The organism is Flavobacterium suzhouense (assembly GCF_042684765.1).
Lineage (GTDB): Bacteria > Bacteroidota > Bacteroidia > Flavobacteriales > Flavobacteriaceae > Flavobacterium > Flavobacterium suzhouense.
In genome coordinates this window covers 1-16,440 of record NZ_JBHUMD010000025.1, presented here as the reverse complement: position 1 = coordinate 16,440, position 16,440 = coordinate 1, and the positions used below count along the sequence as shown (strand labels likewise).

The following is a 16,440-nucleotide window of genomic DNA, read 5'->3' as shown; positions in this document are numbered from 1 at the left end:
GGACATGAAATTAAACATTCTTTTTACCGCATTATTCCTGAGTTCATTGGCATTTGCCCAAAAAACAGAAAAGAAGAACTATCAATATATCAATCCGCTTATAGGGACGCAACGAATGGGCCATACCTTTCCCGGCGCAACAGTTCCTTTTGGATCAGTTCAGCTTAGTCCCGATACTGACACCATCGCTTATGAGCTCAACAAAAAATACAACGGCAAAGTATACGAATACTGCGCAGGATACCAGCATGAAGACAAAACCATAGTTGGCTTTAGCCATACGCATTTCAGCGGTACCGGACACAGCGATCTGGGTGACTTCCTTATTATGCCTTCAACAGGAGAATTACAACTTAACCCGGGAACGGCAGACAAACCACTTTCTGGCTACCGCTCTGCTTATTCGCACGCAAATGAGACAGCTACTGCCAATTACTACAAGGTAAAACTGGATGATAATAATATTACGGCAGAACTTACCGCCAGCCAGCGTGTAGGGTTTCATCGTTATACTTTTCCTTCAACAGAGCAGGCACATATTATCCTGGATCTGATGCACGGTATTTACAACCACAACGAAAAGAATGTATGGACCTTTGTTCGTGTTGAAAATGACACCCTTATTACAGGTTATCGACAGACCAACGGCTGGGCAAGAACCCGCACTGTTTACTTCGCAATGGCATTTTCTAAATCCATAAAACAATATGGCGCACGAAAATATGATGAAAACAATATATATAAAGGCTTTTGGCGAAAGTTTGACGAATCGAAAAATTTCCCTGAGCAGGCAGGCAGAAACATCAGAATGTATTTTGATTTTGATGTAAAGGCAGGCGAACAGGTGTTGGTAAAAATGGCATTATCTCCCGTGAGTACTGCTGGCGCATTAGCCAATATGCAAGCAGAAATTCCGCATTGGGATTTTGACAAAACAAAACACGATGGCGAGCTGCTATGGGAAAAAGAACTAAATAAAATAAAAATTGAAACCCTCACTGAAAACGACAAGGTTAACTTTTATACCGCCATGTACCATGCATTTATAAACCCGACTGTTTATATGGACACTGACGGAAGTTACAAAGGGCTGGATCAAAATATCCATAAAGCCGATGGCTTTACAAATTACACCACTTTCTCCCTATGGGATACTTACAGAGCATTACATCCCCTTTTTAATATTGTACAGCCAACACGTAATGCCGACATGATCAAAAGTATGTTGGCCCATTATGATCAGAGCGTACACCATGCGTTACCTGTATGGTCGCATTATGCCAATGAGAACTGGTGCATGATTGGCTATCATTCGGTTTCGGTAATTGCTGACGCCATAGCTAAAGGCAATGATGATTTTGATAAAGAAAAGGCACTTAGAGCCTGTATAAGCTCATCAAACCTTAAATACTTTGACGGACTGGAATACTATACTTCTAAAGGTTATGTTCCTGAAGATAAAAACGGTTCTTCAGTTTCAAAAACACTTGAATATGCCTATGATGACTGGTGTATTGCACAGATAGCCAAAAACATTGGCAACAAAGCTGTCGCCGAGGAATATACCAAACGATCAAACAATTACAAAAATGTATTTGATCCGGCTATCGGTTTTATGCGCCCAAAAATGAACGATGGTACTTTTAAAAAGGACTTCGACGCACTGGATACGCACGGACAGGGCTTTATTGAAGGAAATGCATGGAATTACAGCCTATACGTACCACAATATCCCGATGAACTTGTAAAACTTAACGGTGGTAAAGAAAAATTTACCCAGCATCTGGATTCTTTGTTTACCATGACACTCCCTGATAAATATTTTGCCAATACTGAAGATATTACCCGAGATGGAATAATTGGCAATTATGTTCATGGTAATGAACCGTCGCACCATGTAGCCTATCTGTATAACTGGACCGGACATCCGGAAAAAACACAGCAGAGGGTTCGCATGATACTTAATGGCATGTATAAACCAAAACCTGACGGGCTTGGCGGCAATGACGATTGTGGACAAATGAGTGCCTGGTATATTTTTTCCTCGCTGGGTTTTTACCCTGTAGCACCGGGAAGCGACCAATATGCGATAGGCTCTCCGAACATCAAAGAAGCAACACTTAATCTTGAAAACGAAAAGACATTCACAATCATTGCTAAAAATCAGTCACCGGCTAATGTGTATGTAAGCAAAATAGAATTAAACGGAAAGCTATTAGACAGAACCTATCTGACACACAAAGAAATCACACAAGGCGGCGAACTTGTATTTTATATGAGCAAAAAACCTAAGAAATAGTTTTATCTAATGTAGTACCTGAAGGTATTTACTATCATCTTCGGCATATTCCTTTATGACCCTGTTACGTTCAGTAAGTAATTTTGCCATATAATGTTTTAGGAAAAGTACATCTGCCATTCGCCCCAAAAGACCGAAGGGACTTGTGTAATCGAAGACATCTATCATTACAACATATCCATCTTTTTCCTAAAAAAAATGCTGATGTTTAAAACGGACAAAAGCCCCCGAAACCATTTCATCAGTAAAGCGGTAAGGAGACTCAAATTCGGTAATTTTTGATGTGAGCAATTGGATAAGTCCAAAGTGTTTTGCCCTCCATGTAACGGTCTCATCAAGACCTATAAGTCCGGAAGTTGTTCCAGCAATAGCTTCTTCATTGGTTTGAGCCGTTGATATCTTATGCAGATCGATACTCCTGGACAAATCAAACACAACCTTTACAGGAGCATTAATTGTAGTCTGAAGTTTTATAATTGGCATTAATTAGAAATCAGCAATTCGTTTTCAGATATTTGTTGAACTCTGTAAGGCTTTAGTCCATACTGTACCTTAACTCCGCCTGTAGGCTGTCCTGTATATAAAAAATATTCAACATTATCACATGGGCAGGTTGCCATGATTCCGTTAAGTGTAAGCCTTGAACAGGTATCCAACGGTTGATTGGGGCAACTTGCCTCAAAAGCGGTAAAACCGGTTCCTGTATTTGTTACAAAAATTCCATTGATACCTGAAGTTACCGTAGAAACATAAACTGCATTCCCTGCAAATTTGAGTTGACTATAGAGGGGCGAACTCATATCAACCGGAACCTGAAAACTATAATTAGGAAGGTATTTGTTATTGTTGTTAAAATTATCATCATCACAACTTGCCATTATGGCAACCATCAGTAATCCAAACAGTAAAATATATTTTTTCATTAAATGAAAATTTAAGCTTTATAATTATGAAACAAATTTAATTTAATTAACTTTGACATCATGCTATTGCGTGATTAAAAACTGAAATACTAAAAAAATATTATCTTTGCAGAAAGAAATCCCATCGCAATGGGATTTTTTCTATTTATATAAACGACGTAATTATGAGTACAGTATCTTATTATACAGCTGAAGGATTAAAAAAACTGAGAGATGAGCTTGATCAGCTAAAAAGTATTGAAAGACCTAAGGCTTCTGCTGCAATTGCAGAGGCAAGAGACAAAGGTGACCTTTCTGAAAATGCAGAATATGATGCAGCTAAAGAGGCGCAGGGACTGCTTGAGCTTAAAATAGCCAAGATGGAAGAGCTTGTTGCTAACGCTCGTCTTATAGACGAGTCACAACTTGACGTATCAAAAGTACTTGTACTTAGCACGGTTAAAATTAAAAACCAGGCTAATGGCATGGAAATGAAATATACCCTTGTTGCTGAAAGTGAAGCCGACCTTAAAACCGGAAAAATTTCGGTTACATCACCTATTGGAAAAGGACTTTTAGGGAAATCAGTTGGGGAAACCGCTGAAATAAATGTACCAAACGGAACGCTTAAGTTTGACGTTCTTGAAATAACAAGAGACTAATTACCATGAGCTCAATATTTACAAAAATAGTTAATGGTGAAATCCCGGCTTACAAAATAACCGAGGATGATAACTATCTGGCTTTTCTGGATGTTAATCCGAACGCTAAAGGCCATACTTTGTGTATCCCTAAACAGGAAATAGACAAAATTTTTGATATGGAGGAAGAACACTATCTTGGATTGATGAAGTTCTCCAGAAAAGTTGCCAAAGCCCTTGAAAAAACTGTAACATGCAAACGTGTTGGTGTGGCAGTTATAGGTCTTGAAGTTCCTCATACTCACGTGCACCTTATTCCGCTGAACGAAATGGATGAGATGCGTTTTGTAAATAAAGTAAAACTCGAAAAAGAAGAATTTGAAGCGCTTGCAAAAGCCATAGCTTCAAATCTGTAATTGATAATTATTTCCTAAAATACAATAAACCACGCTTAGCGTGGTTTATTTATTTAACAATTTAAAAGTCATCAACCAAAACATAAATTACGCGAATCATGAAAAAGATATTCGGATTACTACTAACACTTGCATGTCTTGCCGGCTGTTCAAGCGATGATAATGCAAAAAAAGATACCGTAAGCCTGGACCAGCTTGCAAAAAGATGGTATTACAAAGCCACCAAAATTGGCAACTCATCATCAGATTATGTACACCAGCCTTGTGGCAAGGACTATTTAGAGTTTGTAGCACCCAACACTGTAAAAGAGCTGCACTGGACTGACTGTCAACAAGACCCGGAAACAGAAACCGGAACCTACACTGTTAATGCCGAAATTAATCAGCTTACAACCACACTGGGAACAGAAACTGTAACGTATACAATAAAAAAGCTCAACTCGAAAGAACTCGAAGCAGAAACCTCAATAGCAAATGCAAAGGTTACTTTTGTTTTCACAAGTGTACCATAAAAATTAAAGCGGGATAATTATCCCGCTTTTTTTATGATAACACCTGTTAAATAAATCTTAACGGCGCAATACATCTTACATCACCTTACACATAATTGAGTAAATTAGCATACAACCATGACAATTAACCAATTATGAGAAAAATTACTACCAAAACATTCCTGCTGCTACTTCTATTTATACCGGCAACATTACACAATAGCATGGCCTGTACCCGGGTTGTCTATAAAGGTTTAAACGGACTAGTGCTTACAGCCCGTTCCATGGATTGGCGTGAGGATATTCTCTCCAACCTTTGGATTTTCCCAAGAGGAATGGATCGCAATGGTGAAGTAGGACCTAATTCACTAAAATGGAAGTCAAAATATGGAAGTGCAATCGCTTCAGGATATGACATCTCAACAACTGACGGCATGAATGAGAAAGGCCTTGTAGCCAATGTCTTGTGGCTTGTAGAATCTCAATACCCTGTATGGGATCAAAAAAAACCGGGACTAACAATAGCAGCATGGTGCCAGTATGCATTAGATAATTTTGCCACTGTAAAAGAAGCCGTTGATGAGCTGGAACAGGAAAAATTTACATTGATTACCGATAAAGTTCCGGGAATGGACAGGCTGGCAACACTGCACCTTTCATTGTCAGATGCTACAGGAGACAATGCGATTTTTGAATATGTAAATGGAAAACTGGTAATTCATCACGACCCAAAATACAATGTAATGACAAATTCTCCAATATTCGAACAGCAGCTTGCTCTTAACGAATACTGGAAAGCCTTGGGCGGTACTGTAATGCTGCCTGGTACCAATCGTGCTGCCGACAGGTTTGCGAGGGCCTCTTTTTACATAGATGCAATACCTAAAACAGATGATCAGCGTATTGCCGTGGCGAGCACCTTCAGTGTAATCCGTAATTGCTCGGTACCTTACGGAATAACCACCCCCAATGAACCTAACATTTCATCTACCCGATGGAGAACCGTTGCTGATCAAAAAAATCTCATCTACTATTTTGAATCAGCACTTACCCCAAATACTTTTTGGATAAACTTTAAAGACATCGATTTTTCGCCAAAAGGAGAAGTAAAGAAGCTAAACATCTCTAAAGGAGAAACCTATTCCGGCAATGCCATAAAATCATTCGTAAAAACGGAACCCTTTAAATTCCTGGGGTTATAATCAATAAAAAAAACGGGATAGTTAAGCTATCCCGTTTTTTTTATATCTTTTTATAAGTAGCCTGCATAGTAGTTCCCTTTCCTACTTCGGAAGAAAACACCCTGATCCTGCCTTTGTGATATTCTTCAACAATACGCTTTGTTAACGAAAGTCCAAGCCCCCATCCCCTTTGCTTTGTGGTAAAACCCGGTTCAAACACTTTTTTAAACTGACTCTTCGGGATACCTTTTCCGGTATCACTTACCTTTATCCTTATGTGTTTTTCGCTTTCTGAAAGAATCACATCAAGCCTTCCTTTACCTTTCATGGCATCGATAGCATTCTTTACCAGGTTTTCAACCGTCCAGCTATGCAATTCAGGATTAAGCATCACTTTAACCGGATGATTTGGAGCCATAAAAAAGAATTCCACCTGCCTTGAAGCTCTCGATCTCAGGTATTCGAACGACTTTTCAGTTTCGGCTACAATATCCCTTTCTTCGAGCACCGGCTCCGACCCTACCTTACTAAAACGCTCGGCAATAACCTGCAGGCGCTGTACATCTTTTTCTACTTCGGTTACCGTAGTTTCGTCCACATTATCCGCTTTCATGATTTCTATCCAGCCTAAAAGCGATGATAATGGCGTACCAATCTGATGCGCTGTTTCTTTTGCCATACCGGCCCAAAGCCTGTTTTGGGTTGCCATTTTGCTGGCTCTGTAAAAGATAAACACTATTGTTGCAAACAAAATGACAATTATAGCTAAGGTAACCGGATAATATTTAAGGTTATTCAACAACTGGGAATTACCATAGTACAAATACTGATGATCCCCCTTACCCAGATTTATTACTATAAATGTTTGTTCTTGTTTTAATTCGTTCAGATATGCTTTTTTGCGAATAGTATCGTTTGCAATTTCATCCGGTAGATTTTTTGAATCCTGAACTACTCCGTTTTTATCAGTAAGGATAATTGGAACCGAACTATTATTTTGTATAATCATTAACGGAAGCGTAAAGTCGGTATCCTGCATGGATGGAGCATTCACCATGCGATATGCTTCTGCCAAAACCTCAACCTTTTTTCTTTCATCTTCTTTAAAGATGTTAAAAAAACTGTAGGTATTCCAAAGTATAGAAAGAACTATAAAAAAAGAAGCCGCGATAATTAACCATCTACTAATATTCCTGTTATCTGAAAATTGCATAAACGTGTATTTGTGGCTTAAAGATACTAAAAGTTGGGAGGTGGTTTATAATAACGGCACTGAGGGTTATATATTTTATCAACAGCTTTCATAAAACCCTATGCTGGTAGTTAAGAAAAAGTATCTTTGTATAAACAAAAAAAGCGATCATGCTCACTATAGACCCTAAAGAACTTACTACTCCTAAACTGCACGGTTACTTACAAAGTGCAGTGGGACCCAGACCAATAGCACTGGCAAGTACGTTAGACGGCAACAACACCCCTAACCTTTCGCCTTTCAGCTTCTTTAATATTTTTAGTTCAAACCCACCGGTATTAATCTTTTCTCCTTCGAGAAGGGTACGCGACAATAGCGTTAAGCACACATTGCTGAATGCTGAACTTAATCGCGAAGTAGTAATAAACGTGGTAAACTATGCTATGGTAGAGCAAACTTCACTATCGAGTACAGAGTATGCTTCGGGGGTAAATGAGTTTGAAAAAGCAGGATTTACCATGATTCCTTCGCAAACTGTAAAACCTTACAGGGTAAAGGAAGCACCGGTACAGTTTGAATGCCGCGTAAACCAGATTATAGCCCTGGGTACTGAAGGCGGAGCAGGAAACCTGATACTTTGTGAAGTACTGAAAATGCACATTGACGAAAGCATTCTTGATGCTAACGGAGCGATAGACCAGCACAAAATAGACCTTGTTTCAAGACTTGGCGGAAACTGGTATTCACGTTCTTCAGAAGGGCTTTTTGAGGTTGAAAAACCCCTGACAACTTTAGGCATAGGTGTAGATGCTATTCCGGGATTTGTAAAAGAAAGTGGTTTCTTCGATGGTAACGATTTAGGCAAACTTGGCAACACCGAAACATTGCCTACTGATGAAGAAATTGATATCTTTGTAAAAGAGAGCTTTGAGATTAAGGCCGTTTTAAGCGCCGATGATGAAAGCAAAAAGTTCCTGAAAGCCAAGGAATACCTTGACAACAACCAGGTAGCCACAGCATGGAAAGTGCTGCTTGCCAAATAAATTTAATTAATAACGATAGCTGCTGCAAGGCAGAAAATAACAACAAACATTATGGAAGTTTCAGGAAGAATTAAGATGATTGACGAAACCAAAGCTTTTGGTGCTAATGGTTTTAGAAAAAGAGAAATAGTAGTTACTACCGATGAGCAGTACCCACAGCACATTATGATCGAGTTTACTCAGGACAAATGTGACCTGCTTAACAACTACACTGTAGGCGAACCTGTAAAAGTTTCCATAAACCTTAGAGGAAGAGAATGGGTAAACCCTCAGGGAGAAACAAAATACTTTAACTCTATACAGGGCTGGAGAATAGAAAAAGCCGGAGCTGAAGCTCCACAAGGCTATGGACAACCTCAGGGTTATGGTGCTCCGCAAGGATACCAACAAGCTCCTCAGGGATACAACCAGGCACCACAACAAGGTTATCAGCAGGCACCTCCCGCACAAAACGATCGCTTTGAACCGGCAACAGGTTTTAAGGAAGAAGAACACGACGACTTACCATTTTAATAAAATCACAAAAACCCGAAGCAATGCTTCGGGTTTTTTATTTCATCTCTATTGTTTATAAACAAAAAACGGAGATCCGAACCACCAGATCTCCGCATAAAATTAGCTAAAACACAAACCATGTTTTATTACTTATGAAGTAATGTATCTATAGCAAATAGCCATAAATTATAGTAGTTTATATTTCGTGGTAAAACTACAAAACCTATATGAGAAAAGGATTACAGAAAAATATGCTCCAAGGATAATTTTTGTTATAAAAAATTACTTACAAGTAAGCGAAAATTAAAAACGGAGATCCGAACCACCAGATCTCCGTATAAATTTAGCTAAACACAAACTATGCTTTGATGCTCAAGCATCTATGCTATAATAAATCGTCGTTAAAAACTATTTTGCTTGTATTCGGGTGCAAAATTATAATAATAACACTACCCTTTATTGAACTATTCCTACATTTAACATTTAGATAATGCTAAATCACAAAATAGCTTATTTGTGTGAGTTTAACCAGTGATAGCAGTTATAAATATTACATTTGCAGAAAAATAGAAAATGTACTTCCTGACAAGCGAATTATACTTCCCATCAGCAGAACAAGCATCTCCTGAAGGCATTGTTGCCATAGGTGGCGATCTTTCGCCTCAGCGACTGCTATTAGCTTACCGTAGCGGTATATTTCCCTGGTTTGAAGACGACGAGCCTATTTTATGGTGGAGTCCCCCTGAGAGAATGGTTTTGTTTCCTGACGAACTAAAAATTTCGAAGAGTATGCGAAACATAATTAACCGTGGAATTTTCAGGGTAACCTTCAATACCGCATTCAGGGAAGTGATATCTAACTGCCGCAACATTAAAAGAGACGGACAACCAGGCACGTGGATAACTACCGATATGGTTGAAGCCTATTGCAACTTAAATGAATTGGGTGTAGCCAAATCGGTTGAAGTATGGCAGGGAGATGAACTTGTAGGTGGCCTATATGGTGTGGACCTTGGCCATATTTTTTGTGGTGAAAGTATGTTTTCTAAAGTGAGTAATGCCAGCAAAATCGCTTTTATAGCATTGACAAAGCAGCTTTACATAGCTAATTACCGCCTTTTAGACTGCCAGGTATACAATGAGCATCTGGAGAGTCTTGGCGCACGGGAAATAGAGCGTGAAGATTTTTTAGAGATACTTAAATACTAATTTCCAATCACAGTCACAGTTTTAATCCGCCATTTCAGGCGTAATGCATCAAAGCGCAGCGACCCGATGAGATTGCTTTGTCATATCTACCTGTAATTAAAAAAGAATCGGAAATATCAATAAAACAAAAAACCCACTCCTTGCAGAATGGGTTTTTATCGGAAATATCAATAAAACAAAAAACCCACTCCTTGCAGAATGGGTTTTTATATGATAGAGTTTTATTTCTTAAGCTTCGAATGGAACTACAGAAACGAAAGATTTGTTGTCACCTTTCTTCTGGAATTTCACTACACCGGCAACTTTTGCATGAAGAGTATGATCTTTACCCATGTAAACGTTTTCACCAGCATTGTGCTTAGAACCTCTTTGTCTTACGATAATGTTACCTGCAATAGCAGCCTGTCCACCATAAATCTTAACGCCTAGACGTTTCGATTCTGATTCCCTACCGTTCTTGGAACTACCGACACCTTTCTTGTGAGCCATGATGTTTTGTTTTTAAATGTTAATTATTCCTCTGTAGCTTCCGCTTTTTTAGCTGCCGCTTTTTTCTTTGGTGCTGCACCAGCTCCTGTGATACCAGAAATTTGGATTTGCGTTAAAGATTGACGGTGACCGTTTTTCTTTTTGTAACCTTTTCTTCTTTTCTTTTTGAAAACGATTACTTTTTCACCTTTTAAGTGTTGTAACACTTTAGCTTCTACTGAAGCACCTTCTATAGCCGGGGCGCCTATAGTTACGTTTCCGTTATCATCTAAAAGAAGAACTTTTGCAAAAGATATTGCATCTCCTTCTTTAGCATCAAGACGGTGAACATAAACCTTAAGGTCTTTGCTAACTTTGAATTGCTGCCCTGCTATCTCTACGATTGCGTACATAACAATATGGTTTAATTAATTTTTTTAAGGTTGCAAATATACAACTTATTATTTATCAGCCAACACACGTGTGATATTTTATACGAAAAAATCGGAGAATATGCCTTATGAATCCAAATTCTTAAAAAAAAGTAAAAATATTGTAACAAAATCTCGAACTTGCACACCAATTAGCAATATCAAAATAATTATTAATTTTTATGAAAAAATCTTTAATGGCTTTGGGTTCACTTCTTATGCTTGGCGGAGTTGCTTCAGCTCAAAAAGTGGCATTCGAAGAATACAATTTAGACAACGGCCTTCATGTTATCCTTCACCAGGATAAATCGGCTCCGGTTATCGTTACTTCGGTAATGTATCACGTAGGTTCTAAAGACGAAAACCCTGAAAGAACAGGTTTTGCACACTTTTTTGAACACTTACTGTTTGAAGGAACAGAAAACATCAAACGCGGTGATTGGTTTAAGATAGTTACTGCTAACGGCGGTAACAATAACGCCAACACTTCTGACGACAGAACATATTACTATGAGGTTTTCCCTTCTAACAATCTTGAGCTTGCTATATGGATGGAGGCTGAAAGAATGCTTCACCCTGTTATCAACCAGATAGGAGTTGACACTCAAAACGAAGTTGTTAAAGAAGAAAAAAGGCTTCGTATAGACAACCAGCCTTACGGAAATCTTATTGCAGAAGTTAAAAGGAACATGTTTAAAGTGCACCCGTACCGTTGGGCAACTATCGGTTCAATGGATCACCTGGACGCTGCAACACTTGAAGAGTTCCAGGCTTTCAACAAAAAATTCTACATCCCTAACAACGCAGTGCTTGTTATTGCCGGAGATTTTGATCCAGCACAGGCAAAAAAATGGGTAGACCAATACTTTAGCAAAGTTCCAAAAGGAACACCTGTTACTCGCCAGAAATTCGAAGAGCAGCCTATCACTCAGGCTTTCAAGGCTACTTACGAAGATCCTAACGTACAGCTTCCAATGGTGGTTACTGCTTACAGAACTCCATCAATGAAAACAAAAGACGCTAAAGTTCTTGATATGATCTCTTCAATCCTTACAGGCGGAAAAAGCTCAAGGATGTACAAAAAGATTGTTGATGAGAAAAAAATGGCGCTTCAGATAGGTGCTTTCAACTACAGCCAGGAAGATTACGGACTATATATAGTTTACGGAATTCCAATGCAGGGCTTTACAGCTGCTGATGTAATGAAAGAAGCTGATGCAGAAATCGTGAAACTTCAGACAGAACTTATCTCAGAAAGAGAGTTCCAGAAACTTCAAAACGAAATTGAGAGCAACTATGTAAGCAGCAACTCTAATGTTGAAGGTATTGCAGAAAACCTTGCTTCTTTCTACCTTTTATATGGTGATGTAAACCTAATCAATACTGAAATTGAAATCTATCGTTCAATTACCAGAGAAGACATCAGAGAAGTTGCTAAAAAATACCTTAACCCTAACCAACGTTTAACGTTAGACTACGTAGGCGCTAAAGACAAAGCACAAAACTAAGCATTGAAAAAAATCATGAAAAAAGTTATATATATCCTAGCCGGCGTATTGTTATCATTCAATATGCATGGACAAGTTATACCACAGCCTAAACCGGGACCAGCTCCTAAAGTTAACGTAGGCAAACCGGAAACTTTCTCTCTTAAAAACGGACTTAAAGTTCTTGTTGTAGAAAACCACAAACTTCCTACAGTATCTTACACCCTTACTATGGATAACGCTCCGTATGCAGAAGGTGCAAAAAAAGGTGTTTCTGACATGACTGCAGCCCTTATGGGTAGCGGAACTAAAAAAATGCCTAAAGATGCTTTTAACGAAGAAGTAGATTTCTTAGGTGCCAGCATTGGCTTCGGATCGCAATCGGCTCACGGAAGCGGACTTTCTAAATATTCTAACAGAATTTTAGAACTTATGGCTGACGGTGCTCTAAACCCTGTATTCACTCAGGAAGAGTTCGACAAACAAAAAGCACAAATTATTGAAGGTCTTAAATCTGACGAAAAAAGTGCATCTGCTATCGCAGGCAGAGTTGGCGGTGTTCTTGTATTTGGTAAAAATCACCCGGCAGGTGAGTATCTAAGTGAAGAGACATTAAATAACGTTACCCTTTCTGACGTTCAGATGAACTATAACTCTTACTTTGTTCCCGGCAACGCATACCTAGTAGTTGTAGGTGATGTAAAAGTTAAAGATGTAAAAAAACAAGTTGAAAAACTTTTCGGTTCTTGGAAACCTGCTATCGCTCCAAACGTATCTTACAGCGACCCTAAAGACGTTCAGTACACTCAGATTAACTTTGTAGATGTACCAAATGCGGTTCAGTCTGAAATTTCGGTTGTGAATGTTTCTAACCTTAAAATGACTGATAAAGATTATTTTGCTACGCTACTTGCTAACCAAATTCTTGGTGGTGGTGGAGAAGGAAGATTATTCCTTAACCTGCGTGAAGCTCACGGATGGACTTATGGTGCTTATTCTTCAATTCGCGGAGGCAAATATGTAAGTGATTTCTCTTCATCAACATCTGTGAGAAACACAGTTACTGACAGTGCTGTTGTAGAGATCTTTAATGAGCTTAAGAAAATAAGAACTGACCTTGTTTCTGAAGAAGACCTTAAAAACGCTAAAGCGAAATATGTAGGAAGCTTTGTAATGAACATGGAAAAACCGGGAACTGTTGCCCGTTATGCACTTACTACACAAACTCAGGGTCTTCCTGCAGATTTCTACGAAAACTACATCAAAAACATAAACGCTGTAACTGCTGAAGACATCAGAAGAGCTGCTAACAGATTCTTCTCTGTAGACAATGCACGTATCATAATTGTAGGTAAAGCTGCTGATGTACTTCCGGGTCTTGAAAGCCGCAAAATGCCAATATTCTATTTTGACAAATATGGTAACCCAACAGAAAAACCTGTTGCTAAAAAAGCTGTTCCTGCAGGTGTAACTGCTAAAACAGTTTTAGATAACTATATTAAATCTATCGGTGGAGAAAAAGCCGCTAAAGGAGTTAAAAGCATCTACACTAAATCTAACGCTACGGTACAGGGAGCTCCTGTAGTTCTTACTTCAAAAGTTACTTCAGATAACAAACAAGCTGTAGAGCTTACAGTTATGGGCAACTCTATGATGAAACAGGTAGTAAACGAAAAAGGTGCTTACAGAATGGGCCAGGGTCAAAAAGAAGAAGTTAAAGGCGAAGAACTTGCTGAACTTAAAGCAAGCGCTGTTCCTTTTGAAGAACTTACCATGGCTAACAGCAAAGATGCAGCAGTAACAGGAATCGAAGCGATTAACGGTTCAGATGCATATGCAGTTAAAAAAGGTGACACAACATATTACTATGATGTAAAATCAGGTTATAAAGTTGCTGAGTCTCGTGATCAGGAAATCGCTCCGGGTCAAAAAACTACAATCTTCACTTACTACGGTGATTATAAAGATGTAAAAGGTATTAAGGTACCTCACAACATTATTATGAATGTTGGTATCGAGCTTAACCTAACAGTTAGCGAAGTTAAAATCAATGAAGGTGTAACACCTGCTGATTTCCAATAATATTATTTTGATTGCTTACAGAAGCCTTCGCTAACGCGAAGGCTTTTTTGTTTTATTTATTTCATTATTTTTTAAAATAACTCAAAAAAAACCAACTAGAAATAAACTTGTTAAATTTTTTTTCAAACTACAAATAATTAATAATTAGATAGTGTTTAATTCATATTTTTATAAAACTATTAAACACATAATTTTATTTGTATGAAAAAATTTACTTCGCTACTGGTGATGCTTCTGCTTCTCGTCGTCACGACTGGTAATGCACAAACATCGCTCTACACTTTTTCACAGTCAACAGGTACATATACCGAAATTACAGGAGGAACAGTTTTAATTTCCTGTCTGGATTGTGGAACAACTTACGACACCAATTCTTATCCCGTTACGTTGCCAACCGCTTTCCTTTTTAATGGAACACCTGTAACAGATGTAGTCAGAAATAACAGGTTCACCACAATCAGGTGGCGTAAGAACAACAACGGCTGTAAGCAACACTACTCCTGCCGGTACCGGATATGGTCTTATATTTGATGTAAGCTATGCTTTTGTACTTAATTCAGTAGACGTATTGCTTACCGGAACAAATGCGGGTAACCTTACTGTAGAACTTAGAAACAGTACTGATACCCAAATACAAACAGTTACTGTCGCTGTTCCTGCCGGTAATTCAACAAATCCTACAAAATTTACTGTCAATCTGGGCTGGAATATACCTGCAGGAAACGGATACAGGATAGTAGCCTTAGCCGGCGCTCCGGCAATGGTACGTGAAAATTCAGGAATACCATATCCTATCGCAGTATCCAATGTTGCAACAATAAATTCTGCTTACTTAAATGGTAGCACTGATCCCGGATACTACTTTTTCTATAACTGGAATTATACCGCTCCATGTTACTCAACAAGGACCCCGGTAGTTGCTACTGTAAATACTCCTGCTGCTTTTACGCTAAGTACAAATGCTGCAACAACATGTCCGGGCCAGCCTACATCTGCTGTTACCATAACTTCCGGTGCAGCTGATTACACTGCTTATTCATGGGCACCATCAACAGGCGTTTCAGGTAATGCTACTACAGGATGGACATTTAACCCAAGTACAACAACAACTTATACATTAACGGCTTCGAATTCAACTACAGCCTGCTCTACAATAGCAACTGTTGACGTATCTATAAATGTAATTGTAGCTCCGACAGTTCCTGCTGCTACTCAGGATTTCTGTAACGCAGGTACAGTGGCCGATCTTGTTGCTACAGGAACAGCAATTAAATGGTATGCTGCCGCAACAGGTGGTACGGCTTTAGCTTCTACAACCGCTCTTGTTAACGGTACTACTTATTACGCATCACAAACTATTGGAAGTTGTGAGAGTATTAACCGAACTGCAAGAACAGCCAACATAACTGTTGTTGCTGCACCAACTATCGTTAATGCTAACCAAACATTCTGTAACGCAGGTACAGTGGCTGATCTTATGCCAAATGATGCTTCAATCAAATGGTATGCTGCTGCTACAGGTGGTACAGCACTAACTTCAACTACAGTTCTTGTAAATGGAACTACTTATTATGCTTCTCAAACCGTTGGTGGTTGCGAAGGCCTTTCAAGAGGTGCCGTTACTGTTACTTTAAATGTTGTTGCCGCTCCGGCTATATCAAATGCTGCTCAGGTATTCTGTAACAATGCCACTATTGCTGACTTATTGCCAAATGGAGCTGAGATCAAATGGTACAATGTTGCTACCGGTGGTACAGCATTAGTTTCTACAGATGCCCTTGTAAGCGGAACTACTTATTATGCTTCTCAAACCGTAAACGGATGTGAAGGTTTACTGAGAGGTACCGTAACAGCTACAGTACTTGTAACACCGGCTCCTGTTGTTGATAATACTGCTCAGGTATTTTGTAATACAGCTACAGTTGCTGACCTGATGCCAAATGATGCCTCTATCAAGTGGTATGCTGCCGCTACCGGAGGAACTCCATTACTGGCTACTGAAGCGCTTGTAAGCGGAACGCCTTACTTTGCTTCTCAAACCATTGATGGTTGTGAAGGTCTTATCAGGACTGAAGTTACAGCTACAATAAATGTAACTGCTGA

The 16,440-nt window shown here is 39.0% G+C and carries 18 protein-coding genes; 12 read left to right on the top strand and 6 right to left on the bottom strand.

All coding sequences use genetic code 11. The features are described from left to right. Window positions 1-4 precede the first annotated feature (4 nt). Complete coding sequence (locus tag ACFSR3_RS10625) at window positions 5-2,299, top strand: GH92 family glycosyl hydrolase (protein WP_379820941.1); 2,295 nt, start codon at window positions 5-7, stop codon at window positions 2,297-2,299. 6 nt (window positions 2,300-2,305) lie between these two features. On the opposite strand, the gene ACFSR3_RS10620 is transcribed toward ACFSR3_RS10625, so the two are convergent. Genes ACFSR3_RS10620 through ACFSR3_RS10610 form a run of 3 tightly spaced genes read right to left on the bottom strand, consistent with a single transcriptional unit; the run spans window position 2,306 to window position 3,222 of the window. Next, window positions 2,306-2,467: a hypothetical protein gene (locus ACFSR3_RS10620; RefSeq protein ID WP_379820940.1), complete on the bottom strand. Its 162-nt coding sequence runs from the start codon at window positions 2,465-2,467 to the stop codon at window positions 2,306-2,308. Between the two features lie 21 nt (window positions 2,468-2,488). Continuing rightward, on the bottom strand, window positions 2,489-2,782 hold the full coding sequence (locus ACFSR3_RS10615; protein ID WP_379820939.1) for an SRPBCC family protein: 294 nt from the start codon (window positions 2,780-2,782) through the stop codon (window positions 2,489-2,491). After that, complete coding sequence (locus ACFSR3_RS10610; protein ID WP_114759408.1) at window positions 2,782-3,222, bottom strand: Rieske (2Fe-2S) protein; 441 nt, start codon at window positions 3,220-3,222, stop codon at window positions 2,782-2,784. The genes ACFSR3_RS10615 and ACFSR3_RS10610 overlap by 1 nt, the downstream gene beginning before the upstream one ends. A gap of 164 nt (window positions 3,223-3,386) precedes the next feature. Here ACFSR3_RS10610 and greA point away from each other — a divergent pair, with 164 nt between their 5' ends. The 4 genes from greA to ACFSR3_RS10590 all read left to right on the top strand — a co-directional run bounded on the left by greA (window position 3,387) and on the right by ACFSR3_RS10590 (window position 5,951). Further along, on the top strand, window positions 3,387-3,863 hold the full coding sequence (greA, locus tag ACFSR3_RS10605) for a transcription elongation factor GreA (RefSeq protein WP_379820938.1): 477 nt from the start codon (window positions 3,387-3,389) through the stop codon (window positions 3,861-3,863). Window positions 3,864-3,868: 5 nt separating this feature from the next. Next, window positions 3,869-4,258, top strand: coding sequence for an HIT family protein (locus tag ACFSR3_RS10600; RefSeq protein WP_379820937.1), 390 nt, complete (start codon window positions 3,869-3,871; stop codon window positions 4,256-4,258). Window positions 4,259-4,356: 98 nt separating this feature from the next. Further along, the gene (locus ACFSR3_RS10595) at window positions 4,357-4,770 is read left to right on the top strand and encodes a lipocalin family protein (protein WP_379820936.1); all 414 of its coding nucleotides are present in this window, start codon (window positions 4,357-4,359) and stop codon (window positions 4,768-4,770) included. A gap of 134 nt (window positions 4,771-4,904) precedes the next feature. Then, entirely contained in the window at window positions 4,905-5,951 is a 1,047-nt protein-coding gene (locus tag ACFSR3_RS10590; RefSeq protein ID WP_379820935.1) for a linear amide C-N hydrolase, read from the top strand. Window positions 5,952-5,991: 40 nt separating this feature from the next. On the opposite strand, the gene ACFSR3_RS10585 is transcribed toward ACFSR3_RS10590, so the two are convergent. After that, window positions 5,992-7,143, bottom strand: coding sequence for a sensor histidine kinase (locus ACFSR3_RS10585; protein WP_379820934.1), 1,152 nt, complete (start codon window positions 7,141-7,143; stop codon window positions 5,992-5,994). Window positions 7,144-7,292: 149 nt separating this feature from the next. Between ACFSR3_RS10585 and ACFSR3_RS10580 the strand changes: the two genes are divergently transcribed. The 3 genes from ACFSR3_RS10580 (at window position 7,293) to aat (ending at window position 9,869) form a co-directional block, all read left to right on the top strand. Continuing rightward, complete coding sequence (locus ACFSR3_RS10580) at window positions 7,293-8,165, top strand: flavin reductase family protein (protein WP_114759403.1); 873 nt, start codon at window positions 7,293-7,295, stop codon at window positions 8,163-8,165. A gap of 51 nt (window positions 8,166-8,216) precedes the next feature. Next, window positions 8,217-8,678, top strand: a complete 462-nt coding sequence (locus ACFSR3_RS10575) for a DUF3127 domain-containing protein (protein ID WP_114759402.1) — start codon at window positions 8,217-8,219, stop codon at window positions 8,676-8,678. A 555-nt stretch (window positions 8,679-9,233) separates the two neighbouring features. Continuing rightward, entirely contained in the window at window positions 9,234-9,869 is a 636-nt protein-coding gene (aat, locus tag ACFSR3_RS10570; protein WP_114759401.1) for a leucyl/phenylalanyl-tRNA--protein transferase, read from the top strand. 228 nt (window positions 9,870-10,097) lie between these two features. Here aat and rpmA read toward each other — a convergent pair whose 3' ends face one another. After that, window positions 10,098-10,358, bottom strand: coding sequence for a 50S ribosomal protein L27 (rpmA, locus tag ACFSR3_RS10565; protein ID WP_114759400.1), 261 nt, complete (start codon window positions 10,356-10,358; stop codon window positions 10,098-10,100). 23 nt (window positions 10,359-10,381) lie between these two features. Then, complete coding sequence (gene rplU, locus ACFSR3_RS10560) at window positions 10,382-10,750, bottom strand: 50S ribosomal protein L21 (protein ID WP_114759399.1); 369 nt, start codon at window positions 10,748-10,750, stop codon at window positions 10,382-10,384. Window positions 10,751-10,950: 200 nt separating this feature from the next. Between rplU and ACFSR3_RS10555 the strand changes: the two genes are divergently transcribed. The 4 genes from ACFSR3_RS10555 to ACFSR3_RS10540 form a co-directional block, all read left to right on the top strand. After that, window positions 10,951-12,276 (top strand): M16 family metallopeptidase, encoded by a 1,326-nt coding sequence (locus ACFSR3_RS10555; RefSeq protein WP_114759398.1) that lies wholly within the window; start codon window positions 10,951-10,953, stop codon window positions 12,274-12,276. A gap of 15 nt (window positions 12,277-12,291) precedes the next feature. After that, complete coding sequence (locus ACFSR3_RS10550) at window positions 12,292-14,337, top strand: M16 family metallopeptidase (protein ID WP_379820933.1); 2,046 nt, start codon at window positions 12,292-12,294, stop codon at window positions 14,335-14,337. Window positions 14,338-14,538: 201 nt separating this feature from the next. Continuing rightward, complete coding sequence (locus tag ACFSR3_RS10545) at window positions 14,539-14,868, top strand: hypothetical protein (RefSeq protein WP_379820932.1); 330 nt, start codon at window positions 14,539-14,541, stop codon at window positions 14,866-14,868. A gap of 37 nt (window positions 14,869-14,905) precedes the next feature. Further along, on the top strand, window positions 14,906-16,440 hold a 1,535-nt coding region (locus tag ACFSR3_RS10540), incomplete at its 3' end, for an Ig-like domain-containing protein (protein WP_449267418.1).